Source organism: Curtobacterium sp. MCBD17_021 (assembly GCF_003234525.1).
GTDB lineage: Bacteria > Actinomycetota > Actinomycetes > Actinomycetales > Microbacteriaceae > Curtobacterium.
Map to the genome: position 1 here is coordinate 121,941 of NZ_QKTS01000003.1, position 22,928 is coordinate 144,868.

The window sequence follows — 22,928 nt, forward strand, 5'->3', positions numbered from 1 at the left end:
CGCCGCTCCCCCGTCCGGTCGACCCACCCCGCCCCACCGCACCGTGCTCGTCAGAGCACGTCGTCCCGCCCGCTGATCTTCAGCGCGTCCACCACGCCCTTGACCCGCTGCGCGTTCGCGCTGGTGGTCACGAGCAGCGCGTCCGGGGTGTCGACGACGACGATGTCGTCCACCCCGATGAGCGAGATCAGCCGGTTGCTCTGCGACACGACGATGCCGCTGGCGGAGTCGGCCAGGATGCGCGCGTTGTCGCCGAGCACGGCCAGGTTGTTCTTCCGCCCGCCGGACTGCAGCTTCGCGAGCGAGGCGAAGTCGCCCACGTCGTCCCAGTCGAAGTCACCGGGGACGACCGCCATCCGACCGGCCGCGGCGGCCGGCTCGGCGACCGTGTAGTCGATGGCGATCTTCTTCAGGCCCGGCCAGATGCGGTCGACGACGGCACCGCGTGCGGGGGTGTCCCAGGCGGCGGCGAGCTCCTCGATGCCGGCGAGCAGGTCCGGCTCCGTCCGCCCGATCTCGGCGAGGAGCACGTCGGCGCGGCTGATGAACATGCCGGCGTTCCAGAGGTACGACCCGCTCGCGACGTACTTCTGGGCGGTCTTCAGGTTCGGCTTCTCGACGAAGGACCGGACGGCGTGTGCGGTCGTCGCCCCCTCGGCGCCGAGGGACTCGTCGGCGGCGTGGATGTACCCGAAGCCGATCGCGGGCTCGGAGGGGGTGATGCCGATCGTGGTGATGTACCCGGCACGGGCGGCGGCGACGGCTTCGCGCACGGACCGGCGGAAGCCGCGCGCGTCCCCGATCACGTGGTCGGCGGCGAAGGAGCCGATGACGACGTCCGGCTCACGTCGGTGCAGGATCGCTGCGGCGAGCCCGATCGCCGCGGTGGAGTCCTTCGGCTCGCTCTCGAGCACGATGTTGTGGTCCTCGACGCCGGGCAGCTGCGACTCGACCGCGACCCGGTGGGCCCGACCGGTGACCACCATGATCCGGTCCGCGCCGGCGAGCGGCGCCAGACGGTCCCAGGTCTGTCGGAGCAACGACGAGCCGGAGCCGGTCAGGTCGTGCAGGAACTTGGGGGCGTCGGCGCGCGAGAGCGGCCACAGGCGCGAGCCGATCCCGCCGGCCGGGATGATCGCGTAGAAGTCGTCGAGTGCGTCCGTCACGCGCCCACCGTACCGGCGTGCCGGGGAAGCAGCTGGACACGGCCTGGACACGTCGTCAACCGCTCCGGCGGAGCGCGCACGCTCTGTTCACCCCTCGCGTGCGATGCGTTCACGTTGCGCCCCCCGCTCGTCCACGCGACGGCGTGAACATGGGCCGTGCCATGAACGCACGCAGCGTGGAGCGAGGCACCGAGTCCCCCCGGACCGTCGCCGTCGTGACCGAGAGCTTCCTGCCCACCCTCAACGGCGTCACCACGAGTGTCCTCGCGGTGCTCGAACACCTCCGTCGCCGCGGTCACCGCGCCGTGGTCATCGCCCCCGACACGCCGGGGATCGCCGCCTGGCGGTCGCGCTCCGAGCAGGAGCGACACCTGGGCTTCGACGTGCACCGGATCCCCGCGGTCGCGTACCGGCAGTTCCCCGTCGCGCTCCCCCACCCGGTGCTCGACACGATCCTCGCCGCCTCCGGCGCCGACGTGCTCCACGCGGCCAGTCCGTTCCTGCTGGGCGGTCGTGCGATCACGGCGGCCGGGAGGCTCGGCATCCCCTCCGTCGCCGTGTTCCAGACCGACGTGGCCGGGTTCGCCCGCCGGAACGGCCTGTCCGCCGCAGCCCCGCTGGTGCGCCGGGTCCTCGGGCGCATCCACGCCGGCGCCTCGCTGACGCTCGCACCGTCGTCCGCGACGGCGGCGATGCTCGCCGACGAGGGCGTACCACGCGTCGCCCGGTGGGGTCGCGGCGTCGACACGGCGCTGTTCCACCCGGCTCGCCGCTCGTCGGCGCACGTCCGTGCGATGCGACGCCGGATCGCGCCGCGGGGCGAGACCATCGTCGGCTACGTGGGTCGGCTGGCACCGGAGAAGGAGGTCGAGCGGCTCGCCGAACTCGGCGGCATGCCGGGCCTCCGGGTCGTGGTCGCAGGAGGGGGACCCTCCCGGCAGTTCCTCGAGCGTCGACTCCGCCACCTGGACGTGACCTTCACCGGCCCGCTCCGGGGTGATGACCTGGCGGACGCGTACGCGATGCTCGACGTCTTCGTCCACACGGGTGCCGCGGAGACCTTCGGACAGACCCTGCAGGAGGCCCACGCGGCCGGCCTGCCGGTCGTGGCCCCGGCTTCCGGCGGGCCGCTCGACCTCGTCGCGCCGGGCCTCGACGGCGAGCTCTACGACCCCGTCGCCCCGCTGGCCCTGCGGGCCGCCGTCGCCCGCCTGCACGCGGACCGGGCGCTCGCCGAACGGATGGGGTCCGCCGGTCGCCTCCGGGTCGAGGGGACCACGTGGGAAGCGGTCGGCGACGAACTCCTCGCGCACCACGAGACGGCCCGCACGATCGGCGCTCCCCCGGCCCCCACGCGCACCGCCCGGACCGGGTGGAACGAGAAGGTCGGTGCTCGGACGTAGGATGGACGTGTTCCACACGAACACGACGGCAACGGCGCGCCGATCGGTGCGCCGGCCCTACGGGAAGGCGAGCTCATGGCCGAGCAGACCGCAAGCGGGACGGCGACAGCCGCACCGCAGGTGACCATCGACGGCACGTCGATCGATGCACCTCGGACGCGTGTCCCGCAGGGAACGCTGTACCGGGGATCGATCGGGATGTGGTCCTGGGTCCTGCACCGGATCACCGGTGTCGCGATCTACTTCTTCCTGCTCGTGCACATCCTCGACACGGCACTGGTCCGGCTCTCGCCCGAGGCCTACAACGCCGTGATCGGCACGTACAAGACGCCGCTGATGAACCTCGGCGAGATCGCCCTCGTCGGCGCCATCGTGTTCCACGCGTTCAACGGGTTGCGGATCATCCTCATCGACTTCTGGTCGAAGGGTCCGAAGTACCAGCGGGCGATGTTCTGGGTCGTCCTCGTGCTCTGGGCCGTGGCGATCGCGGGCTTCCTGCCGCGTCAGCTCATGAACCTCGTCGCCGACTTCAACTGAGGGCTCCGTCATGACCACCGAGACCATCGCACCGCCCCGCAGCGCGGACGCTGCCCGCCGTACCACCAACTGGGAGAAGTGGGGCTGGATCTACATGCGCGCGTCGGGCGTCCTGCTCGTCGTGCTCATCTTCGGCCACCTCTTCGTCAACATGGTCGCCGGCGAGGGCGTCAAGCAGATCGACTTCGCTTTCGTCGCCGGCAAGTGGGCGAGCCCGTTCTGGCGGATCTGGGACACCGCGATGCTCTGGCTCGCGCTGATCCACGGCTCGAACGGCATGCGCACGATCATCAACGACTACGTGGCCAAGCCCGGCGTCCGCAAGACCCTGCTCGGCGCCGTGCTCGTCGCCTGCGTGCTGCTGATCGTCCTCGGCACGCTCGTGTGCTGGACCTTCGACCCGTGCCCCGCTGGCGCCGCCGCAGCGGACCTGCCGTCGTTCTGCCCGGCGCAGTAGCGACGCACCGCACACGCCGTCCGGCCCGCACGCTCCACCTCCTGATCGAAAGACCCCTGTGACCGACATCACCGTCCACCACCACCAGTACGACATCGTCATCATCGGCGCGGGAGGCGCCGGCATGCGCGCCGCCATCGAGGCCGGACCGAAGGCGAAGACCGCGGTCATCTCGAAGCTCTACCCGACGCGCTCCCACACGGGCGCGGCGCAGGGCGGCATGGCGGCAGCGCTCGCGAACGTCGAAGAGGACTCGTGGGAGTGGCACACCTTCGACACGATCAAGGGCGGCGACTACCTAGTGGACCAGGACGCCGCCGAGATCCTGGCGAAGGAGGCGATCGACGCGGTCATCGACCTCGAGAACATGGGTCTGCCGTTCAACCGCACGCCCGAGGGCAAGATCGACCAGCGTCGCTTCGGCGGTCACACGCGTGACCACGGCAAGGCCCCGGTCCGTCGGGCCTGCTACGCCGCCGACCGCACCGGGCACATGATCCTGCAGACGCTCTTCCAGAACTGCGTGAAGCTCGGCGTCGAGTTCCACAACGAGTTCTACGCGCTCGACCTCATCATGGTCGACGTCGTCGGCGACGACGGGGTGAGCCGCAAGCAGCCCGCCGGCGTCGTCGCCTTCGAGCTCTCGACCGGGGAACTGCACGTGTTCCACGCGAAGGCGATGATCTTCGCGACGGGCGGCTTCGGCAAGATGTTCAAGACCACCTCGAACGCGCACACGCTCACCGGCGACGGCGTCGGCATCGTGTGGCGGACCGGTCTGCCGCTCGAGGACATGGAGTTCTTCCAGTTCCACCCGACCGGCCTGGCCGGACTCGGCATCCTCCTCACCGAGGGTGCTCGCGGCGAGGGTGCGATCCTCCGCAACGCCTCTGGTGAGCGGTTCATGGAGCGCTACGCCCCGACCATCAAGGACCTCGCGCCCCGCGACATCGTGGCCCGGTGCATGGTGCAGGAGGTCGCGGAGGGCCGCGGTGCCGGCCCGAACAAGGACTACGTGCTGCTCGACTGCACGCACCTCGGTGCCGAGGTCCTCGAGACGAAGCTGCCGGACATCACCGAGTTCGCCCGCACCTACCTCGGGGTGGACCCCGTGGTCGAACCGGTCCCGGTGATGCCGACCGCGCACTACGCCATGGGCGGGATCCCGACGAACGTCAAGGCCGAGGTCCTCTCCGACAACACCACGGTCGTGCCCGGGCTCTACGCCGCCGGTGAGTGCGCCTGCGTCTCGGTGCACGGGTCGAACCGCCTCGGCACGAACTCGCTCCTCGACATCAACGTCTTCGGCAAGCGCTCGGGCAACAACGCCGCCGAGTACGTCCAGACCGCGGAGTTCCTGCCGCTGCCCGAGGACCCCGCGGCGAACGTGCGGGGCATGCTCGAGCAGCTCCGGGCCTCGACGGGGACGGAGCGGGTCTCGGTGCTCCGCAAGGAGCTGCAGGAGGAGATGGACAAGAACGCGCAGGTGTTCCGGACCGACGAGTCCCTCGCCCGCGTGACGGAGACGATCCACACCCTGCGCAACCGGTTCATGCAGGTGTCCGTTCAGGACAAGGGCAAGCGGTTCAACACCGACCTGCTCGAGGCCGTCGAGCTCGGCTTCCTGCTCGACCTGGCCGAGGTCGTCGTCTACTCCGCGCGGAACCGCAAGGAGTCCCGCGGCGGACACATGCGCGACGACTACCCGAAGCGCGACGACGAGAACTACATGCAGCACACCATGGCGTACCTGACGGGTGATCCGCACTCGTCACTCGCCGACGACCACATCACGCTCGACTGGAAGCCCGTCGTCATGACGCGCTACGAGCCGATGGAGAGGAAGTACTGAGATGACCGACACCCTGGTCTCCGACGCGCCCCGCACCGACACCGTGCAGGACGCCCCTCCCGGATCGTTCTCCGTGACGGTCATCGTCCGACGGTTCGACCCGGACGTCGACGACGAGCCGCGCTGGCAGGACTTCGACGTCATGATGCTGCCGACCGACCGCATCCTCGACGCCCTGCACAAGATCAAGTGGGAGCAGGACGGGTCCCTGACGTTCCGTCGGTCCTGCGCGCACGGCGTGTGCGGCTCGGACGCCATGCGCATCAACGGGCGCAACCGTCTGGCGTGCAAGACGCTCATCAAGGACCTCGACATCTCGAAGCCGATCTACGTCGAGGCGATCAAGGGCCTGCCGCTCGAGAAGGACCTCATCGTGGACATGGAGCCCTTCTTCAAGTCCTACCGCGAGGTCCAGCCGTTCCTGCAGGCGAAGTCAACGCCGGAGAAGGGCAAGGAACGCGTCCAGTCGGTCGCCGACCGCGCCCGCTTCGACGACACCACCAAGTGCATCCTCTGCGCCGCGTGCACGTCGTCGTGCCCGGTGTTCTGGACGGACGGGCAGTACTTCGGTCCGGCGGCGATCGTGAACGCGCACCGCTTCATCTTCGACTCCCGCGACGACGCTGCCGACGTGCGCCTCGACATCCTCAACGACAAGGAGGGTGTCTGGCGCTGCCGGACCACCTTCAACTGCACTGACGCCTGCCCCCGCGGGATCCAGGTGACGAGGGCGATCTCCGAGGTGAAGCAGGCCGTCATGCGCGGCCGTGGGTGACGGGTCGACTCCGCCAGCGACGTCATGGGCGGGCGCGCTAGGCTCCCGATCATGACGTTCGCGGACACTCGGCCCATCCTCGATCAGCTCGGCTACACGGTCCGGTACGTGCAGCTCCCCGGCGAGACCCTGCACGAGCCGCCGGTGGAGGGCGCGCTGCGGATCGTGCCCGCCGACGCCGACTCGTTCGCCCTCGAGGTCGTCGACTACGGCACCGCTCGACGGCTCGCCACGGCTCGCGGCGAGTCCGACGCGGTGGAGATGCTCCGCCGCTTCCTCAACCGCCCGTTCCCGGACGCGCGGGACATCCGTCGCTCGGACCTCGACCAGATGCGGGACCGGTCGGCGTCGACCTACCCGCAGCTCGCCCAGCAGGTCGCTGCGACCGGTGACGCCGGCCTGACGATCCAGATCCCGGCCGGCGTCCCCGTCGACCGCATCGGTGGCCCGGACGGATACCTCCTGCACCCGCTCGAGACCCCGCTGCACGCCCGCTCGCTGCCGCCGCACGCCACGGTGTCCCCGGAGGTGCACCGGTACGTCGTCGAGCGGCCGTTCCTCGTCATCGTCCGGTTCGTCCGTCCGTGGTTCGACCAGCCGGGTGGCGCTCTGCGGTTCGAGATCGCCGACCCGACCACGACGATCCGCGACCTGGTCGTCGACGGCTCCCTCGCCCGCGTCCGCGTGGTCTGACCCGCCGGTCGTCGCGCCACGACGAAGCCCTCCTCCCCGGCTCGGGGAGGAGGGCTTCGTCGTGGGTGGAGTGCGTCAGCCCCGCTCGGGACGGTCGAAGCGCTGCCCCTCCGGCTTGGACGGCAGGATCGTCAGCACGATCAGGATGATGCTGCCGAAGAAGGGGACGAACGAGAGGAAGAAGAACGGCCCCGCCAGGTTCGCGTCGTGCAGCCGACGCCACGTGACCGCCAGGTTCGGGATGATCGTGGCGAGGGAGTAGAGGGTCAGCAGGACGGTCGCGATCCAGTAGAGCGCGTTCGGCGACCCGGAGGTCGTCCCGGTGACCGGGTCGGACTGGAGGCCGGAGGTCGCGCCGCCGATGCCGATGAGGACGTAGAGCACGCCGATGACGATGACCTGCGCGAGGGACCACCACCAGAACTCGCTGCGGCTCGCGCGCCCGTCGAACCGGATGTACTTCGTGAAGACGCGCTTGACCGCGTTCGGGAACGAGATGCCGTACCAGGGTGCCCACAGGGGTGGTGCACCGTCGGGACCGGCCTGCACCTGCTGGCCGAAGCCCTGCTGCCCGTACTGGTCGGCCTGACCGTACTGCTGCTGACCGTACTGCTGCTGACCGTACTGCTGGTGCCCGGCTTGCTGCTGCCCGTACGGCTGCTGCTGGCCGTACGGCTGCTGCTGGCCGCCCTGTCCCTGCTGCCCGTACGGCTGCTGCTGCCCGTACGGCTGGTCGTCGTCGCGCTTGCCGTACGGCTGCTGCGGGTTGTCGCTCACGGTGGTCTCCCTGGTGTCGAGTGGCACTCGGATCTGAGTCAACCAGGAAGGCGGGCCGGGTGGCGCTCCCGTGACGGAGCCGTGACAGGACGACGGCGCCCTCCCCGTGGAGGGAGGGCGCCGTCGGGATGCCGGACCTAGCGATTCGTCGGTCGGTCGAAGCGAGCGCCTTCGGGGTTCGAGGGCAGCACACCGAAGACGATGCCGACGATCCCGACGAACAGCGCGATGATCCAGAGCGCCCCCGACAGGTTCGCGTCGTGCAGGCGACGCCAGCCGAGCGCGAGGGACGGCACGAGCGTCGCGAGCGCCCACAGCGCCCCCGCGATGAGGAACACGAAGGCGATCGGCGGCGCCGGGTTCTGCAGCTCGTAGGTGCCGTAGTCGGTCTGCACCGTCCGGGTCGAGGCGAGTGCGGCCGCCAGCAGGACGCCGCCGCCGGAGAGCACGGCGGAGACGATCGCGTTGACGAGCATCCACCACCAGAACTCGCTCCGGCTGGCGCGCCCGCTGAAGGTCGCGTACTTGCGGAAGAAGCGACCGACGGCCTTCGGCAGCGAGATCCCGTACCAGGGCGCCCAGAGCGGCGGCTGCCCGTCCGGTCCGACGGGTGCAGCTGCACCGGGCGTCTGCTGGCCGTACTGCTGCTGGCCGTACTGCTGCTGCCCGTACTGCTGCTGGGCCTCGGGCTGTGCGCCGGAGTTCGGCGTCGGGTACTGATCGGTCATGTGTCCCCCTGGAGGTGGTCGGTCGGAAGTGGTCAGCCGCGGTGCGGCTCGTCGAAGCGTGCCCCCGCGGGCACGGACGGCAGGAGCCCGACGACGAGCGCGAAGACGGCGCCCACCGGCGGGATGATGAAGAGCAGTGCGAGCAGGCCCGACATGTTCACATCGTGCAGGCGTCGCACCGTCAGCGCGATGAAGCCGAGGAGCGTGGCGAGTCCCCAGAGACCACTCACCCACTCGGAGTCCCCCGCACCGATCAGGGTCTCGACGAGGCTGGCCGCAGCGCTGCCGATGACCCACCAGAGCGCCCAGAACCAGAACTCGCTCCGGCTGGCGCGGCCGTCGAAGCGGACGTACTTCTTCCAGAAGCGGCTGAAGGCCTGCGGAAAGGGGATGCCGTACCAGGGCGCCCACATCGGCGGCTCGCCCTGGTTCGCCGGCGACCGACCGTACGACTGCTGCTGCGGGTACTGACCCGGCTGCTGCCCGTACGGCGTCTGCTGGCCGGACGTCGGCTGGCCGTACGGCTGCTGCCCGTACGGAGACTGCTGCCCACCAGTCGACCGACCGAACTGCGGCTGCTGGCCGTACGGCTGCTGGCCCGGATCCGGCTGCCCGTACGGAGACTGCTGCCCGTACGGCTGCTGACGGGCGTTCGGCTGCCCGTACGGCTGCTGCTGTCCGTACGGCTGCTGGCCCCCGGTCGGCTGACCGTACGGCGACTGCTGACCGTACGGCGACTGCGGGTCCGGCCACCCGTAGGGCGGCTGCTGCCCGCCGTCGCGACGCTGGTCACCGGCCGGCTGGTCGCCGCCCGGCTGGTCGCCGGGTCGCTGGCCGTACGGGTCCTGCGGTGGGTACTGGTCGCTCACGGGGTTCCTTCCTGCGGACGGTCACGGGGCGCCCGGAGTCGACCACAGCCGTGCAGCAGAGTCGGCCCCGCGGTTCCCGCCGCGGCCGTCCCACTCCCCCGCACGCTGTCCCCACGCGCTGGACCCAGTCTGGCAGGACCGCGGCCCCGTGAGCGACCGACACCACGGCAGTCGGTTCCGGCGTGACGGGTGGTGCAGCGCATCACGGACCTCAGGGCAGCAGCGCGAGCTTCCCGCCCGGGTGCCCGGACTCGAGCACGTCCAGCGCGGCCCTGGCCTCGGCCAACGGGAACGTCCGCGCGACGGGGACGACGAGATCACCGCGCCCCGCCAGGTCCACGAGCCGCTGCCGGACCGAGTCCCGGAACGCCCTGCTCTCCGGCTGCGCACCACCGATCGTCCTGATGCCGGCGTCCGCCGCACGCTCGAACGCGGCGATGGTGGCGACCCGGCTCCGGTCGGCGACCAGCGCGAGCGAGACGTCGACCGCTTCGTCCGAACCGACGCAGTCCATCGCCACGTCGACACCGGACGCGGCGAGGTCACGGACCCGCGCCTCCAGGCCGTCGCCGTACGCGACCCACTCGCCCCCGAACCGACGGACGGCGTCCGCGGAGGCGGCCGACGCGGTGCCGACCACGCGGGCGCCGAGCGAGCGGAGTTGCTGCAGGAGGCTCACGCCGACCGCTCCGGACGCGCCGTGCACGAGCACCGTCTCGCCCGCCCGCACCCCGGTGACCCGGATGAGGTCGGCCGCGGTGGTGCCGGCGAGCAGGAGGTTCGCGGCCTCCGCGTCGCCGAGGGTCGCCGGCTTCGCGAACACGTCCTGCGCGGGGAGGGTGATCTCCTCGGTCCACGCACCGCGCACCCGGAACGCCAGGACCGGGTCGCCGACCGCGACGGGGCCGGAGACGATCGTGGTCCCGGGCCCGACGGCGCTGACGACCCCGGCCAGTTCGTAGCCGATCGGGACGGGGAAGTCCGCCGGGTCCCCGCTGCGGGTGTGCTCGGCGTCGGCCGGGTTCATGCCGGCAGCCCGGACACGGACCGTCACCTCACCGGGTCCCGGTGCCGGCACCGTCACGTCCACCAGCTCGAACACGGCGCTCCCACCGGGACGCGGGGCCACCCACTGCTTCGTCATGAGCGCGACCGTACTCGCGGCGCCGCGGCCGTCGAGCAGGACCCGGCACCCGCGGAACGGACGGGAGGCCCGGTACCAGCTGGTACCGGGCCTCCCGTCCGCCCGGTGGACGCGTGCGCGACGGCGTCAGGCGCGCGCCGCTCCGACGCGTCCCGTGAAGGACGCGTGCAGCGGGTGCTCGCCGCCGAGACCGGTGATCTCGGACGCGATGTCCGCGTCGGACCGGTCCGAGCGCAGCAGCGCCTGCAGTTCGACGCTCTGCTCGTCGTCGGCGACGTCGAAGCGGAGCGCGGCGGCCATCGCGTCGAGCAGCGCGCTCGGCTCGGTGCCGTCCTCGGCCAGGGCGGCGGCCGGTGAGACGAAGCGCTCGTCGCGCGAGAGCTTCCGGAGCGGCTGCCGGCCGACACGGGTCACCGTGTCGGGCAGGTGCGGGTTCTCGAAGCGGGCGATGATCGCCGCGACGTAGGCGCGGTGCACCTCGGGGTCGAGCTCGTGACGGCGGACGAGCAGGTCGCTCGTCTCACCGAGCACGGCTTCGAGGGCCGAGCGCACCGCCGGCAGGGCGACCGCGTCGGAGATCTTGTCGGCCCCGGCGAGGAAGCCGTGGTAGGCGACCGTCGCGTGCCCGGTGTTGACCGTGAACAGCTTCCGCTCGATCGAGGCCGCCAGCCCGTCCACGTAGTGCGCGCCCGGGATCTCCGGCTCGGCACCGCCGAAGGGCGTCCGGTCGATGGCCCACTCGAAGTAGGTCTCGACCGTGACGTCCAGGCCGCCGTCCGCGGGCTGCGCCGGGACGATGCGGTCGACGGCGGTGTTCGCGAACACGGCCTTCGCCAGAGCGGCGTCGCGCTCGGCCTCGGGCAGCGCGTCGACGATGAACTCCCGGAGGCGGTCCGTCGCGTTGATCGCGTTCTCGCACGCCATGACGACGAGCGGGGCGGCGTCGTCGGAGCGCTGCTGCAGCCCCTTCGCGATGACGGGGGCGATGAACTTGAGGACCGTGGGGCCGACGGCGCAGGTCGCGATGTCGGCGGCGGCGAGTTCGGCGATGACGCCGGCCTCGTCCTGCGCGCTGTTCACGGCGCGGAAGCCGGTGACCTCGTGGTCCTGCGCGCCCGCGCCGACCTCGTGGACCGTGTAGGAGTCGGCGGCGGCCAGGGCGTCGATGAGCGGGGCGGCGACGTCCGCGAAGACGACCTCGTAGCCGGCCTGGTGCAGCAGGAGCCCGACGAAGCCGCGGCCGATGTTGCCGGCTCCGAAGTGGACGGCGGTGCTCACTCGTTGACCTCACCGAGGATCGCGAGGACGGCCGCAGCGTCGGGCGCGTCCGTCAGGGCCTGGACCTGGTCCTCGTCGGAGAACACGATCGCGATCTTGCTGAGGATGTCGAGGTGCTCGTTGTTGACGCCCGCGATGCCGACGACGAAGCGGACGTCGTTGCCGTCCCAGTCGATCGGGGTCGCGTAGCGGACGAACGAGAGCGCCGAGGCCTTGATGGCGTCCTTGGCGTCGTTCGTGCCGTGCGGGATCGCCAGGAAGTTGCCCATGTAGGTCGAGACGCTCTTCTCACGCTCGAGCATGGCGGGGTAGTAGTCCGCGGTGACCGCACCGGCGTCCTGGAGGATCGCAGCCGCCTCCTTCATCGCCTCCGACTTGGTCGGCGCGGCGTCCTCGGTGTGGATGCGGATCTGGCTCTCCTGCAGGACGGGCATTCGGGATCTCCTTGTTCGTGGATGACGGCGGAAGAGGGGACGGTCGCCCGTCCCCTCCCCCATCGTGCTCTTGTCTTACTGGTTCTTGAGCTGGTCGACGACCTGGTCGTACTGCGGAGCGTTCATGAAGTTGCCGACCGAGACGTGCTGGGCGTTCGGGTTCTTCTGCTTCGCGCGGTCCGTGAGCTCCTCCTGGGTGATGATGAGGTCCTCGTCACCCGAGAGGTTCGCGATCGCCTTGTTGACGACCGTGACACCCTCGATACCAGCCTTCTTGATCTTGTTCCGCAGGACACTCGCACCCATGGCGCTCGAGCCCATGCCGGCGTCGCAGGCGAAGACGACGTTCTCGATGCGCGTCGCCGTCGCGGTGCTGGCCGAACCGACACCACCGAGCGAGGCCTCGGCCTCTTCCTCGTTGGCCGGGGAGTTGTCGCCGAGCAGGCCCGCGGTCGCGGCGTTGGCCTCACGGCCCTTGTTGGCCTGGAGCTTCGCCATCGCGGCGCTCATGTCGCCGCCGTTGCCGGACGCGAGGTCACGCTTGCGGCTGGCGAGGAGGAAGAACGACGCCACCGCGAAGGAGACGGCCGCCGACAGGATCACCGAGAGGATGACGCCGAGGAAGCTGTCCTTCGCCGTCGCGGTGAGGACCGCGAAGATCGAACCCGGCGAGGCGGGGGCGACGAGGCCGGACTGGAAGGCGACGTTCGTGGCGACACCGGTCGCGCCACCGAGGATGACGGCGACGAAGAGGATCGGCTTCTGCAGCACGTACGGGAAGTAGATCTCGTGGATGCCACCAAAGAACTGGATGAGGATCGCGCCGGGCGCGGTCGAGCGGGCGATGCCGACGCCGAAGAAGGTGAAGGCGAGGAGGACGCCGAGACCAGGGCCGGGGTTCGCCTCGAGGAGGAACAGGATGCTCTTGCCGGACTCCTGCACCTGCTGCGCGCCGAGCTGGCTGAGCACGCCGTGGTTGATGGCGTTGTTCAGGAAGAACACCTTCGCCGGCTCGATGATGACGCTGGCGAGCGGCAGGAGCGAGCTGTCGACGAGGAACTTCACCGCGGCGCCGAGGCCCTCGGCGATGAGCTTGAACAGCGGGGCGAGCCAGAAGAACCCGATGAGCGCGAGCACGAAGCCGAGGATGCCGGCCGCGTAGTTGTTCACGAGCATCTCGAAGCCGGGCTTGATCTTGCCGTCCCAGATCTTGTCGACCTGCTTGATGAGCCAGGCGCCGAGCGGGCCGCTGATCATCGCGCCGAGGATCATGATCGTGCCGTTGGCGCCGACGATGACGCCCATCGCCATGATCGCGCCGACGACCGCGCCGCGGGTCTCGTAGACCATCCGGCCGCCCTGGATGGCGATCGCGAGCGGGATGAGGTAGGTCAGGATCGGCCCGACGAGGCCGATGTTGGCCACGCCGTCCGTCTCACCGAAGCCGCCGAGGACGCCGACGGGCGTCCAGCCGGTCTCGATGAAGAACGCGGTGATGAGGCCCCACGCGATGAAGATCGCGATGTTGGGCATCACCATGCCGGACAGGAACGTGCCGAACTTCTGGACGGCGACGCGAGCGCCACCCCGCGACTTGTCGCGGGTGTCTGGCGCTGCAACGGACGACGTTGTCATGTGCGTTGACTCTCTGTGTGTGTGCTGCTGCAGGGATCGGGTGTGGTGCTGTGTGGGAGGGGCGGCTCAGGCGGCGTGGACCGCAGCCGCGGCGGCGGACCTGGCGGCCGCTGCCGTGCTGGCGGCGAGTGCTGCCGTCGCCATCTCGCGGGCTCCGTCGAGGGTGTGCTGGCCGAGTTCGGCACGCACGTCGGCGAGGGCCGCGGGGGTCATGGAGAGGGTGGTGGCGCCGAGGCCCACGAGGACGACGGCGAGCAGCGGGTCGGCTGCCGCCTCACCGCAGATGCCGACCGCCTTGCCGGCGTCGGCACCGGCCGCGCCGAGCTGCGCGACGAGACGCAGGACCGCGGGGTGCCACGGGTCCTGGTAGCTCGCGACGGTGCCGAGCATCCGGTCGGCGGCCATCGTGTACTGCGTCAGGTCGTTCGTGCCGATCGACACGAAGTCCGCGGACCGGAAGACCTGCTCGGCCATCAGCGCGAGCGAGGGCACCTCGGCCATCACGCCGGCGGTGCGGATGCCGAGTTCGCGGGCCAGGCCGACGAAGTACTCGGTCTCCTCGGCGTCGGCGACCATCGGGGCCATCACCCAGAGGTCGGCCTCGGTGGCGGCGTCGGCCTGGGCGAGCGCGGTGAGCTGGTCGCGGAGGACCTGCTCCTTGTTCCGGAGGGCGCGCAGGCCCCGGCGGCCGAGCGCCGGGTTCTCCTCGTCCTTGTCGGTGAGGAACGGCAGCGGCTTGTCGGCACCGGCGTCGAGCGCGCGGACGACGACCTTCTTGCCGGGGAACGCGGCGAGGAGCTGCTCGTACGACTGCTGCTGCGACTCCACCGTCGGGGCCGTCGGGGCGTCGAGGAACAGGAACTCGGTGCGGAACAGGCCCACACCCTCGGCGCCGAGCTCGACCGCGGCCTGCGCGTCGGCGGGGCTGCCGAGGTTGGCCAGCAGCGGGACGACGTGGCCGTCGGCCAGCGCTCCAGCGGTGAGCGGCGCGGCGGCGGCGGCGCGGCGCTCGGCGATCCGCTGCTCGACGTCGGCGACGAGGTCGGCGGACGGCTCGGTGACGACGGTGCCCGCGACGGCGTCGACGACGACCTGCTGGCCCTCGACCAGGTCGTCGGCCCCGGTGACGCCGACGATCGCGGTGATGCCCTTGGCGCGGGCGAGGATCGCGGTGTGCGAGGTCGGGCCGCCGTCGCGCGTGACGAGGGCGAGGACCTTGTCGAGGTCGAGGAGTGCGGTGTCGGCCGGCGCGAGGTCACGCGCGACGAGGACGAACGGCGTGTCCGACTCGGGGACGCCCGGGGCCGGGACGCCACGGAGCTTCGCGACGATGCGCTGGGCGACGTCGTCGAGGTCTGCGGCGCGCTCCCCCATGTACCCGCCCATGCCGACGAGCAGGTCGCGGAACTGGGCGAACGCTTCGTACACGGCGCGCTCGGCGTTGGTGCCGCCGTCGATGCGGGTGTGCACGTCGTCGAGGAGCGTCGGGTCCTGCGCCATGAGCGCCTGCGCCTCGAGCACGGCCTGGGCGTCGCCCCCGGCGAGCTGTCCACGCTTGGTGAGGTCGTCGGCCACCGCGGCGAGCGCGTCGTGGACGGCCTGCTTGGCGTCGTCGGCCGAGCCGTCGAGCGGAGCGGTCGAGGGCTCACCCAGCGGGTCCGCCATCCGGAGCACGGGGCCGTGGGCAACGCCGCGGCCGACGCCGGTTCCGAGCAGATCGGACATGGGGAGACTCCTTCATCTCACGCGCAGCAGCGGTGGGCGGTTCGGGGGCGGTGCCGTGTCCGGGGCGTGCTGCATCCGGACGGTTCTGCAGCACCTTACATCGCCCCGCGTTGACAAACAAACACATCCGGGGATAAAAATGCAGAAACAGATGCCCGTTTGCGTTTGCCGTCCAGAACCGCCGCGGGCCTGCCGGAGTGGACCTGCCCGAGCATGTCCGTTCCGCTCCGGATGCCATCCCGCAGGTGGCGACGAGCTCGACCCGATGAGGCCAGATGTACGCACCAGAACGCCACCAGCGCATCGTCGAGCAGGCGCGCGCCCACGGCCGGGTCGACGTGAAGGACCTCGCCGAACTGCTCGCCGTCACCCCGGAGACCATCCGCCGCGACCTGACGAGCCTCGAGCGGCGCGGGCTCGTCCGGCGTGCGCACGGCGGCGCGATCCCGGTCGAACGGATCACCCTGCACCCGGGCGTCGGCGACCGCGGCGGCATCAACCAGACCGAGAAGATGGTCATCGCCGAGGCGGCGCTCGAGGAGCTGCCCGAGAACGGCTCGGTGATGATCGACGCCGGCACCTCCACGATCTGCCTCGCCGAGCTCCTGCCGACCGACCGCGGCCTCACCGTCGTCACGCACTCACTGCCCGTCGCGATGGCCGTCGCGAACCGTCCCGGCATCGACCTGCACCTGCTCGGCGGGAACATCCGCAGCGACTCGCTCGCCGGGGTCGGCACGTGGACGCACCAGCTCATCGGCATGGTGAGCGTCGACGTCGCGTTCGTCAGCATCAACGGCATCACACCCGAGCGCGGGCTGACGACCCACAACATGGCCGAGGCCGCCGTGAAGAGCGCGATGATCAAGTCCGCGCGCCGGAGCATCCTGCTCGCCGACCACACCAAGTTCGGGCGGGAGGAGTTCGGCCGCGTCGCCCCGCTCGCCGCGATCGACACGATCATCACCGACCCCGGCGTCAACCTGGACCTCGTGCGCGAGGTCGAGGCCGCCGGTACCGAGGTCTTCTGGCCCGGACGCGACTGACCGCCGTCTCGGGGTCCGTCCCTTCCCCGCCAGCCCGGGAACCACCCGCCACGCGCTCGCTAGCATGAGCGCACCACCCATCGACAGGAGTCCATCGATGTCCGAAGCCACCCGCACCGTCACCGTCGCGAGCGCGTCCGGCCTGCACGCCCGCCCCGCCTCGCTGTTCGTCCAGAACGTCACCGCGTCCGGGCACCAGGTCACCATCGCCAAGGGCGAGAAGTCGGCCAACGCCGGCAGCATCCTGGGCCTGCTCGGCCTCGGGGTGGAGAACGGCGACGAGGTCACGCTCACCGTGTCCGGCGACGACGCCGAGACCACCGCGGACAGCCTCGTCGACTTCCTGCAGACGGACCACGACGCGGCCTGACCGCGCTCGGCGCGACCACGTCCGCGACGGGAGGCCCGGTACCAGCTGGTACCGGGCCTCCCGTCGTGTCGCGGGGCGCCACCGCGACCACGTCCGGGCCGTCGGACGCCGCCGATAGGCTGGTCGGCATGACCCGCCTACGCCTCGCGACCGTCAACGTCAACGGCATCCGTGCCGCGTTCCGGAAGGGCATGGGCGACTGGCTCGCCGAGCGCGACGTCGACGTGCTCGCCCTGCAGGAGGTGCGCGCCTCGACCGAGGACCTGACCGGCCTGCTCGGCGACGAGTGGGACGTCGTGCACGACCCGGCCACCGCGAAGGGTCGCGCGGGCGTCGCCATCGCGTCGCGGCACCGGGCCCACCTGCACCGCGTCGAGCTCGGGGCCGAGGACTTCGACTCCGCCGGCCGGTGGCTCGAGGCCGACTACGAGATCGGCGGCCGCACCGTCACGGTCGTGTCGACCTACGTGCACTCGGGCGAGGTCGACACCCCGAAGCAGGACGAGAAGTGGAAGTTCCTCGACGCCATGACCGAGCGCCTGCCCGCACTCCGGTCGCACAACCCGCTCGCCGTGGTGGTCGGTGACCTCAACGTCGGCCACGACCAGCGGGACATCAAGAACTGGAAGGGCAACGTCAAGCGCGCTGGCTTCCTGCCCCGTGAGCGGGCCTACTTCAGCCGGTTCTTCGGCACCGAGGGCGAGCAGGTCGAGGGCGCCGACGGCTCCACCGGCCCGGGCCTCGGGTGGGTGGACGTGGGCCGCGCCCAGGCCGGCGACGTCGACGGTCCGTACACGTGGTGGTCCTGGCGCGGCCAGGCGTTCGACAACGACTCCGGGTGGCGCATCGACTACCAGGTCGCCACGCCCGAGCTCGCCGAGACGGTGACCTCGTACACCGTCGACCGCGCCGCCGCGTACGACCAGCGGTGGTCCGACCACGCCCCCGTGGTCGTCGACTACGAACTCTGATCCCCTCACCCGCTCTCGAGCACCAGGACTCCCGCATGACCAGCACGCGTATCTTCTCCGGCATCCAGCCCTCGGCCGGGTCACTCCACCTCGGCAACTACATCGGCGCGCTCATGCAGTGGCGTGACCTGCAGGACGACCACGACGCCATCTACTGCGTCGTCGACATGCACGCGATCACCTCCCCGCAGGACCCCGCCGAGCTCCGCGCGAGCACCCGGGCCACCGCGGCGCAGTACATCGCCTCGGGCATCGACCCGTCGAAGTCGACGCTGTTCGTCCAGTCGCACGTGCCGGCGCACGCCGAGCTGGCCTGGGTGTTGAACACCCTGACGGGCTTCGGCGAGGCCAGCCGGATGACCCAGTTCAAGGACAAGTCCGCGCGCCAGGGTGCCGAGTCCGCCTCGGTCGGGCTCTTCACGTACCCGGTCCTGATGGCCGCCGACATCCTGCTGTACGACACGGCGGTCGTCCCGGTCGGCGACGACCAGCGCCAGCACGTCGAACTGACACGTGACCTGGCCCAGCGCTTCAACTCGCGCTTCGGCGACACGTTCGTCGTCCCGGAGGCCCGGATCGGTTCCGAGACGGCCCGGATCTACGACCTGCAGGACCCGACCAGCAAGATGAGCAAGTCGGCCGCGTCCGACAACGGTCTCGTCCGTCTGCTCGACGACCCGAAGCGGACCGCGAAGAAGATCCGGTCGGCCGTCACGGACACCGAGCGCGAGATCCGCGCGGACCGGCAGGCGAAGCCGGGCGTGACGAACCTGCTCGCGATCCTCTCCGCCTTCACCGGCACCGCGGTCGCCGACCTCGAGGAGTCGTTCGTCGGCAAGGGGTACGGCGACCTCAAGGGCGCGGTGGCCGACGCCGTCGTCGCCGAGCTCGAGCCGGTCCGGGCCCGCACGCTCGAACTCCTCGACGACCCGGCGGAGCTCGACCGCCTGCTCGCCGTCGGTGCCGAGCGCGCCGAGGCGATCGCCGACGCCACGCTCGCCCGGGTGTACGACGCGATCGGCTTCGTGCCGCGAGCGCGCTGACCGACCGTGCTCCCCGTCATCCTCGAGTCGGCACGGGTCCGGCTCGACCTGCCGACCCGCGCCGACACGGCCGCGATCACCGAGGCCTGCCAGGACCCGGAGATCGCGCGCTGGACGACCATCCCGCAGCCGTACCGACCGCAGGACGCACAGGGGTTCGTCGACGCCCTCGTCGGCCCCGGCTGGGCGTCCGACCGGGAGTACACCTGGGCGATCCGGCGGCAGGGATCGACCTGGCTCGACGGGGTGATCAGCTACCGGACGGCCCGCCGGGACCTCGGGTTCTGGCTCGCTCCGTCGGCTCGGGGGGCCGGGCTCGTGCACGACGCCGTCGAGCTCGTCGTCACGTGGGCCTTCGCGCAGGGCGCTCCGGACGTGTACTGGGAGTGCTACGTCGGGAACACCGCCTCGGCAGCCGTGGCCCGGCGGGCGGGGTTCTCGTACACGGGGAGCGGCGACGCCCTCGTGCCGAACCGCGACGGCTCCCCCGCCCAGGCGTGGAAGGGTCTCCGTCGAGCGGACGGTGCCCCCGCCTCGGACCTCGGTTGGCCGCCAGGGTCGACGCCGGGGGTCGCCGGTAGTCTCGCTCCGTGAGCGACACCGCACCCGACCCGACCCCGGCGCCGCACGGCGGGACCGCCTCCGACGCCGAGACGCGAGCGATGCGCCGGGCGCTCGAACTCGCGGCACGGGGCCCCGTCGTCGGCGACCATGCCCGTGTCGGTGCCGTCCTGCTCTCCCCCGCCGGTCAGGTGCTGGCCGAGGGTTGGCACAAGGGCGCCGGCACCGCGCACGCCGAGGTCGACGCGATGCGGAAGGTGGACCCGGCGCAGCTGCGCGGAGCGACCGCCGTCGTGACGCTCGAGCCCTGTGACCACACCGGCAGGACCGGGCCGTGCTCGGTCGCCCTCATCGCCGCCGGCGTCGCCCGGGTCGTCTACGCCGTCGACGACCCCGGTGCCGCTTCCCACGGTGGCGCGGACCGCCTCCGAGCCGCTGGCGTCGACGTGGTCGCCGGGGTGCTCTCGGCCGAGGCCGAGTCGTTCCTCGAACGCTGGCTGCTCTCGGTCCGCCTCGGCCGCCCGTGGGTCACCGTGAAGTGGGCGTCGAGCCTGGACGGCCGGGCCGCCGCCGCCGACGGGTCGAGCCGGTGGATCACCGGAGCCGCCGCCCGGCAGCACGTCCACGAGCAGCGCGCCGCGCACGACGCCGTCCTGGTCGGCACCGGCACCGCCCTGGCCGACGACCCGAGCCTGACCGCCCGCGGCGACGCCGGGGAGTTCCTCGCCGACCAGCCCCTGCCCGTCGTCCTCGGCGACCGTCCCCTGCCCGCCGACGCAGCACTGCACCGTCACCCCCGAGGCGTCGTCACGATCCCGGGGCACGACCTCGGGGCAGCGCTGCGGTCCCTCCGCGAGCAGGGCGTGCACAGCGTGCTCGTCGAGGGCGGACCGACGGTCGCGTCGGCGTTCGTCGCCGCCGGGCTCGCCGACGAACTGCTCGTCTACCTCGCCCCGGTGCTCCTCGGCGGTCCCCGGGTCGCCCTCGACGACATCGGGGTGGGAAGTATCCACGGTGCGCGGATGTTGCGTGTACTGTCAACGTCCAGCCTCGGCCCCGACCTGCTGGTCCGCGCCCGTCCGGTCCCGCAGCCGTCCGGGAGCGCGGTCGACGGGGCCCCCACCGACCGGAGCACCACATGACCGACGCACTGACCTCCGCCACCCCCGGGAGCCCGGTCCAGTTCGAGGTCGCGACGAACGTCCCCACCACCCACGGCACGTTCGAGATGCGGGCCTACCGGGACCTCGTGACGAGCGCGGAGCACGTCGCCGTCATCGCGGCCTCCCCCGACGGGTCGGCTCCGACGGACGGCGCCCTGGTGCGGGTGCACTCCGAGTGCCTGACCGGCGAGGCGTTCGGTTCACTGAAGTGCGAGTGCGGTCCGCAGCTCGACGCGGCGCTCGACACCATCGCGGCCGAGGGCGGCGTCGTCGTGTACCTCCGTGGGCACGAGGGACGTGGCATCGGCCTGATCAACAAGCTCAAGGCGTACCGCCTGCAGGAGGACGGCCTCGACACCCTCGACGCGAACCTCGCGCTCGGGCTCCCCGCCGACTCGCGGGAGTACGGCGGAGCGGCCGGCATCCTCGCCGACCTCGGCATCACACGGGTCCGGCTGCTGTCGAACAACCCGGAGAAGCGTCGTCAGCTCGTCGAGCACGGCATCGCGGTGGACGCACTCGTGCCGCTCGTCGTCGGGGTCTCCGCACAGAACGCCGGGTACCTCGACACGAAGCGTGACCGGATGGGCCACACCCTGCCGGCCCACCTCGGGACCGGCGCGGCCAGCTGACAGGTCCCGGGCCGGCCGGGCGGATCCCGACGGACTGACGGGCACCTCCGGGTGGATTCGCAGGTGTGCGACATCCGTCGTACACTGAGGACCCCGTCACGAGCGGGACCACACCACCGAACGCACCCGACACGGTGTCCGCGCCACCCCGCGCGAACCGGTCGGCGTCCGCAGTCCGGCCCCACGCTGCGCTCCCGCCGAGCGCGCGCACCGCGAAAGTGCCCTCACGCCCATGTCCGCCGCACCGGCCACCACGACGTCCGCCCCGAAGACGAACCCGCGCTCGCGCGTCGTCATCGCGAGCCTCGTCGGCACCTCCATCGAGTTCTACGACTTCTACGTCTACGCGACCGCAGCGGTCCTCGTGTTCCCGACGCTGTTCTTCCCGAACGACGACCCGACCGCGTCGCAGCTGTCGTCCTTCGTCACCTTCGCGCTGGCGTTCTTCGCCCGCCCGGTCGGTTCGGTCCTCTTCGGCCACTTCGGTGACCGCATCGGCCGGAAGACGACCCTCGTCGCCTCGCTGCTCGTGATGGGGACGGCCACGTTCCTCATCGGCTGCCTGCCGACGTTCGACACCATCGGCATCTGGGCCCCCGTGCTCCTCGCCGTGATGCGCTTCGCCCAGGGCGTCGGGCTCGGCGGCGAGTGGTCCGGTGCAGCGCTGCTCGCGACCGAGAACGCCCCGGAGGGCAAGCGCGGCGTGTTCGGCTCGATGCCGCAGCTCGGCGCCCCGATCGGGTTCCTCCTCGCCAACGGCCTGTTCATCGCGATCAACGCCGCCATGCCGGCCGGCGCGGACGGCACCCCGAACGCCGACTTCCAGGCCTGGGGCTGGCGCATCCCGTTCCTGTTGTCCGCCGTGCTCGTGCTCGTCGGCCTCTACGTGCGGTTCAAGCTCGTCGAGTCGCCCGCGTTCCGTGGCGTGCAGGAGACCGGCACGGTCGCCAAGGTCCCGCTCGCCCGGGTGTTCCGCACCTCGTGGAAGGCCGTCGTCGTCGGCACCTTCGGCATGGTCGCCACGTACGTGCTCTTCTACTTCATGACGACCTTCACGCTGGCGTACGGCACCACCGCGACCTCGCTGGTCCCCAAGGTCGGCCTCGGGTACACGCGCGGCGAGTTCCTGACCCTCCTCATGATCGGCGTCGTGTTCTTCGGGATCTTCACGCCGGTGGCCGGGATCCTCGCCGACAAGTTCGGCCGTCGCCGCACGCTCATCCCGACCACGATCGGCATCGCGCTCTTCGGTCTGACGTTCCAGCTCTGGTTTGCCGCGTCGCAGGGCCCGATCACCGTCGTCACGTTCCTCATCGTCGGCCTGTCCCTGATGGGGCTGACGTTCGGCCCGATGGGTGCCCTGCTGCCGGAGCTGTTCCCGACGAACGTCCGGTACACCGGCTCCGCGCTCGCGTACAACATCGCGTCGATCCTCGGAGCGTCCTTGGCGCCGACGATCGCGGTCGCGCTGTGGAAGCCGGACGGGGACATCTTCCTGGTCGGCCTGTACCTGACGATCGCGGCGGTCGTCACCCTGGTCGCGCTGCTGCTGGTCCGCGAGACGCGTGGCGCCGATCTCGACGAGGCCGCGGCGCGGCAAGCCGTCCCCTCCGGGCGCGACGCGCGCTAGCCGCGACCGCTGACGCACGGGAGGCTGCCCACCGTTCCG

Annotated in this window: 22 protein-coding genes and 1 pseudogene; 14 read left to right on the forward strand and 9 right to left on the reverse strand. The window is 71.3% G+C overall.

Annotated features, from left to right (window positions below):
- Window positions 1-50 precede the first annotated feature (50 nt).
- Window positions 51-1,166, reverse strand: a complete 1,116-nt coding sequence (locus tag DEI83_RS04165; RefSeq protein ID WP_111080540.1) for a mannose-1-phosphate guanylyltransferase — start codon at window positions 1,164-1,166, stop codon at window positions 51-53.
- Between the two features lie 215 nt (window positions 1,167-1,381).
- Here DEI83_RS04165 and DEI83_RS04170 point away from each other — a divergent pair, with 215 nt between their 5' ends.
- The 6 genes from DEI83_RS04170 (at window position 1,382) to DEI83_RS04195 (ending at window position 6,883) form a co-directional block, all read left to right on the forward strand.
- Window positions 1,382-2,569, forward strand: coding sequence for a glycosyltransferase family 1 protein (locus DEI83_RS04170; protein WP_309146581.1), 1,188 nt, complete (start codon window positions 1,382-1,384; stop codon window positions 2,567-2,569).
- 75 nt (window positions 2,570-2,644) lie between these two features.
- Complete coding sequence (gene sdhC, locus DEI83_RS04175; protein WP_111080542.1) at window positions 2,645-3,106, forward strand: succinate dehydrogenase, cytochrome b556 subunit; 462 nt, start codon at window positions 2,645-2,647, stop codon at window positions 3,104-3,106.
- Between the two features lie 10 nt (window positions 3,107-3,116).
- Window positions 3,117-3,563, forward strand: a complete 447-nt coding sequence (gene sdhD, locus DEI83_RS04180; RefSeq protein WP_111080543.1) for a succinate dehydrogenase, hydrophobic membrane anchor protein — start codon at window positions 3,117-3,119, stop codon at window positions 3,561-3,563.
- Between the two features lie 58 nt (window positions 3,564-3,621).
- A complete protein-coding gene (gene sdhA / locus DEI83_RS04185; RefSeq protein ID WP_111080544.1) occupies window positions 3,622-5,415 on the forward strand; it encodes a succinate dehydrogenase flavoprotein subunit in 1,794 nt (597 codons plus the stop codon).
- Window position 5,416: 1 nt separating this feature from the next.
- Window positions 5,417-6,190, forward strand: a complete 774-nt coding sequence (locus tag DEI83_RS04190; protein WP_111080545.1) for a succinate dehydrogenase iron-sulfur subunit — start codon at window positions 5,417-5,419, stop codon at window positions 6,188-6,190.
- Window positions 6,191-6,241: 51 nt separating this feature from the next.
- Entirely contained in the window at window positions 6,242-6,883 is a 642-nt protein-coding gene (locus tag DEI83_RS04195) for a TNT domain-containing protein (RefSeq protein WP_146243232.1), read from the forward strand.
- Between the two features lie 75 nt (window positions 6,884-6,958).
- On the opposite strand, the gene DEI83_RS04200 is transcribed toward DEI83_RS04195, so the two are convergent.
- From DEI83_RS04200 to ptsP, 8 genes are all read right to left on the reverse strand, one after another.
- Window positions 6,959-7,660, reverse strand: a complete 702-nt coding sequence (locus tag DEI83_RS04200; protein WP_111080695.1) for a DUF805 domain-containing protein — start codon at window positions 7,658-7,660, stop codon at window positions 6,959-6,961.
- Window positions 7,661-7,797: 137 nt separating this feature from the next.
- Window positions 7,798-8,388 carry a DUF805 domain-containing protein gene (locus DEI83_RS04205; RefSeq protein WP_111080547.1) on the reverse strand — a complete coding sequence of 197 codons (591 nt, stop codon included), beginning with the start codon at window positions 8,386-8,388 and terminating at the stop codon, window positions 7,798-7,800.
- A gap of 32 nt (window positions 8,389-8,420) precedes the next feature.
- Window positions 8,421-9,257, reverse strand: a complete 837-nt coding sequence (locus tag DEI83_RS16325; RefSeq protein ID WP_309146582.1) for a DUF805 domain-containing protein — start codon at window positions 9,255-9,257, stop codon at window positions 8,421-8,423.
- A 211-nt stretch (window positions 9,258-9,468) separates the two neighbouring features.
- A complete protein-coding gene (locus DEI83_RS04215; RefSeq protein WP_111080548.1) occupies window positions 9,469-10,401 on the reverse strand; it encodes an NADP-dependent oxidoreductase in 933 nt (310 codons plus the stop codon).
- Window positions 10,402-10,527: 126 nt separating this feature from the next.
- Window positions 10,528-11,679 (reverse strand): mannitol-1-phosphate 5-dehydrogenase, encoded by a 1,152-nt coding sequence (locus DEI83_RS04220; RefSeq protein WP_111080549.1) that lies wholly within the window; start codon window positions 11,677-11,679, stop codon window positions 10,528-10,530.
- On the reverse strand, window positions 11,676-12,113 hold the full coding sequence (locus tag DEI83_RS04225) for a PTS sugar transporter subunit IIA (RefSeq protein ID WP_111080550.1): 438 nt from the start codon (window positions 12,111-12,113) through the stop codon (window positions 11,676-11,678). The genes DEI83_RS04220 and DEI83_RS04225 overlap by 4 nt, the downstream gene beginning before the upstream one ends.
- Before the next feature lie 75 nt (window positions 12,114-12,188).
- Window positions 12,189-13,748, reverse strand: coding sequence for a PTS mannitol transporter subunit IICB (locus DEI83_RS04230; RefSeq protein ID WP_181431066.1), 1,560 nt, complete (start codon window positions 13,746-13,748; stop codon window positions 12,189-12,191).
- 66 nt (window positions 13,749-13,814) lie between these two features.
- Window positions 13,815-15,473 (reverse strand): phosphoenolpyruvate--protein phosphotransferase, encoded by a 1,659-nt coding sequence (gene ptsP / locus DEI83_RS04235; RefSeq protein ID WP_111080552.1) that lies wholly within the window; start codon window positions 15,471-15,473, stop codon window positions 13,815-13,817.
- 275 nt (window positions 15,474-15,748) lie between these two features.
- On the opposite strand from ptsP, the gene DEI83_RS04240 reads away from it, so the two are divergent.
- From DEI83_RS04240 to DEI83_RS04275, 8 genes and pseudogenes are all read left to right on the forward strand, one after another.
- Complete coding sequence (locus DEI83_RS04240; RefSeq protein ID WP_111080553.1) at window positions 15,749-16,519, forward strand: DeoR/GlpR family DNA-binding transcription regulator; 771 nt, start codon at window positions 15,749-15,751, stop codon at window positions 16,517-16,519.
- 97 nt (window positions 16,520-16,616) lie between these two features.
- The gene (locus DEI83_RS04245) at window positions 16,617-16,889 is read left to right on the forward strand and encodes an HPr family phosphocarrier protein (protein WP_111080554.1); all 273 of its coding nucleotides are present in this window, start codon (window positions 16,617-16,619) and stop codon (window positions 16,887-16,889) included.
- Window positions 16,890-17,017: 128 nt separating this feature from the next.
- On the forward strand, window positions 17,018-17,860 hold the full coding sequence (locus tag DEI83_RS04250) for an exodeoxyribonuclease III (RefSeq protein ID WP_111080555.1): 843 nt from the start codon (window positions 17,018-17,020) through the stop codon (window positions 17,858-17,860).
- A 35-nt stretch (window positions 17,861-17,895) separates the two neighbouring features.
- Window positions 17,896-18,903 (forward strand): tryptophan--tRNA ligase, encoded by a 1,008-nt coding sequence (gene trpS / locus DEI83_RS04255; protein ID WP_111080556.1) that lies wholly within the window; start codon window positions 17,896-17,898, stop codon window positions 18,901-18,903.
- 6 nt (window positions 18,904-18,909) lie between these two features.
- Window positions 18,910-19,497 (forward strand): GNAT family N-acetyltransferase, encoded by a 588-nt coding sequence (locus DEI83_RS04260; RefSeq protein WP_111080557.1) that lies wholly within the window; start codon window positions 18,910-18,912, stop codon window positions 19,495-19,497.
- 68 nt (window positions 19,498-19,565) lie between these two features.
- Window positions 19,566-20,606 (forward strand): bifunctional diaminohydroxyphosphoribosylaminopyrimidine deaminase/5-amino-6-(5-phosphoribosylamino)uracil reductase RibD, encoded by a 1,041-nt coding sequence (ribD, locus tag DEI83_RS04265; protein WP_111080697.1) that lies wholly within the window; start codon window positions 19,566-19,568, stop codon window positions 20,604-20,606.
- 29 nt (window positions 20,607-20,635) lie between these two features.
- Window positions 20,636-21,259 (forward strand): annotated as a pseudogene (gene ribA / locus DEI83_RS04270) (GTP cyclohydrolase II); the annotation flags it as partial.
- A gap of 232 nt (window positions 21,260-21,491) precedes the next feature.
- Window positions 21,492-22,889 (forward strand): MFS transporter, encoded by a 1,398-nt coding sequence (locus DEI83_RS04275; protein WP_111080559.1) that lies wholly within the window; start codon window positions 21,492-21,494, stop codon window positions 22,887-22,889.
- Window positions 22,890-22,928 lie beyond the last annotated feature (39 nt).

Bases quoted from the DNA above. Each gene is read 5' to 3' on its own strand.
- sdhC (WP_111080542.1), top strand. From the start codon at position 2,645: ATGGCCGAGCAGACCGCAAGCGGGACGGCGACAGCCGCACCGCAGGTG.
- sdhD (WP_111080543.1), top strand. From the start codon at position 3,117: ATGACCACCGAGACCATCGCACCGCCCCGCAGCGCGGACGCTGCCCGC.
- DEI83_RS04190 (WP_111080545.1), top strand. From the start codon at position 5,417: ATGACCGACACCCTGGTCTCCGACGCGCCCCGCACCGACACCGTGCAG.
- DEI83_RS04195 (WP_146243232.1), top strand. From the start codon at position 6,242: ATGACGTTCGCGGACACTCGGCCCATCCTCGATCAGCTCGGCTACACG.
- DEI83_RS04205 (WP_111080547.1), bottom strand. From the start codon at position 8,388: ATGACCGATCAGTACCCGACGCCGAACTCCGGCGCACAGCCCGAGGCC.
- DEI83_RS04215 (WP_111080548.1), bottom strand. From the start codon at position 10,401: ATGACGAAGCAGTGGGTGGCCCCGCGTCCCGGTGGGAGCGCCGTGTTC.
- DEI83_RS04225 (WP_111080550.1), bottom strand. From the start codon at position 12,113: ATGCCCGTCCTGCAGGAGAGCCAGATCCGCATCCACACCGAGGACGCC.
- DEI83_RS04230 (WP_181431066.1), bottom strand. From the start codon at position 13,748: ATGACAACGTCGTCCGTTGCAGCGCCAGACACCCGCGACAAGTCGCGG.
- ptsP (WP_111080552.1), bottom strand. From the start codon at position 15,473: ATGTCCGATCTGCTCGGAACCGGCGTCGGCCGCGGCGTTGCCCACGGC.
- DEI83_RS04240 (WP_111080553.1), top strand. From the start codon at position 15,749: ATGTACGCACCAGAACGCCACCAGCGCATCGTCGAGCAGGCGCGCGCC.
- DEI83_RS04245 (WP_111080554.1), top strand. From the start codon at position 16,617: ATGTCCGAAGCCACCCGCACCGTCACCGTCGCGAGCGCGTCCGGCCTG.
- DEI83_RS04250 (WP_111080555.1), top strand. From the start codon at position 17,018: ATGACCCGCCTACGCCTCGCGACCGTCAACGTCAACGGCATCCGTGCC.
- trpS (WP_111080556.1), top strand. From the start codon at position 17,896: ATGACCAGCACGCGTATCTTCTCCGGCATCCAGCCCTCGGCCGGGTCA.
- ribD (WP_111080697.1), top strand. From the start codon at position 19,566: ATGCGCCGGGCGCTCGAACTCGCGGCACGGGGCCCCGTCGTCGGCGAC.
- DEI83_RS04275 (WP_111080559.1), top strand. From the start codon at position 21,492: ATGTCCGCCGCACCGGCCACCACGACGTCCGCCCCGAAGACGAACCCG.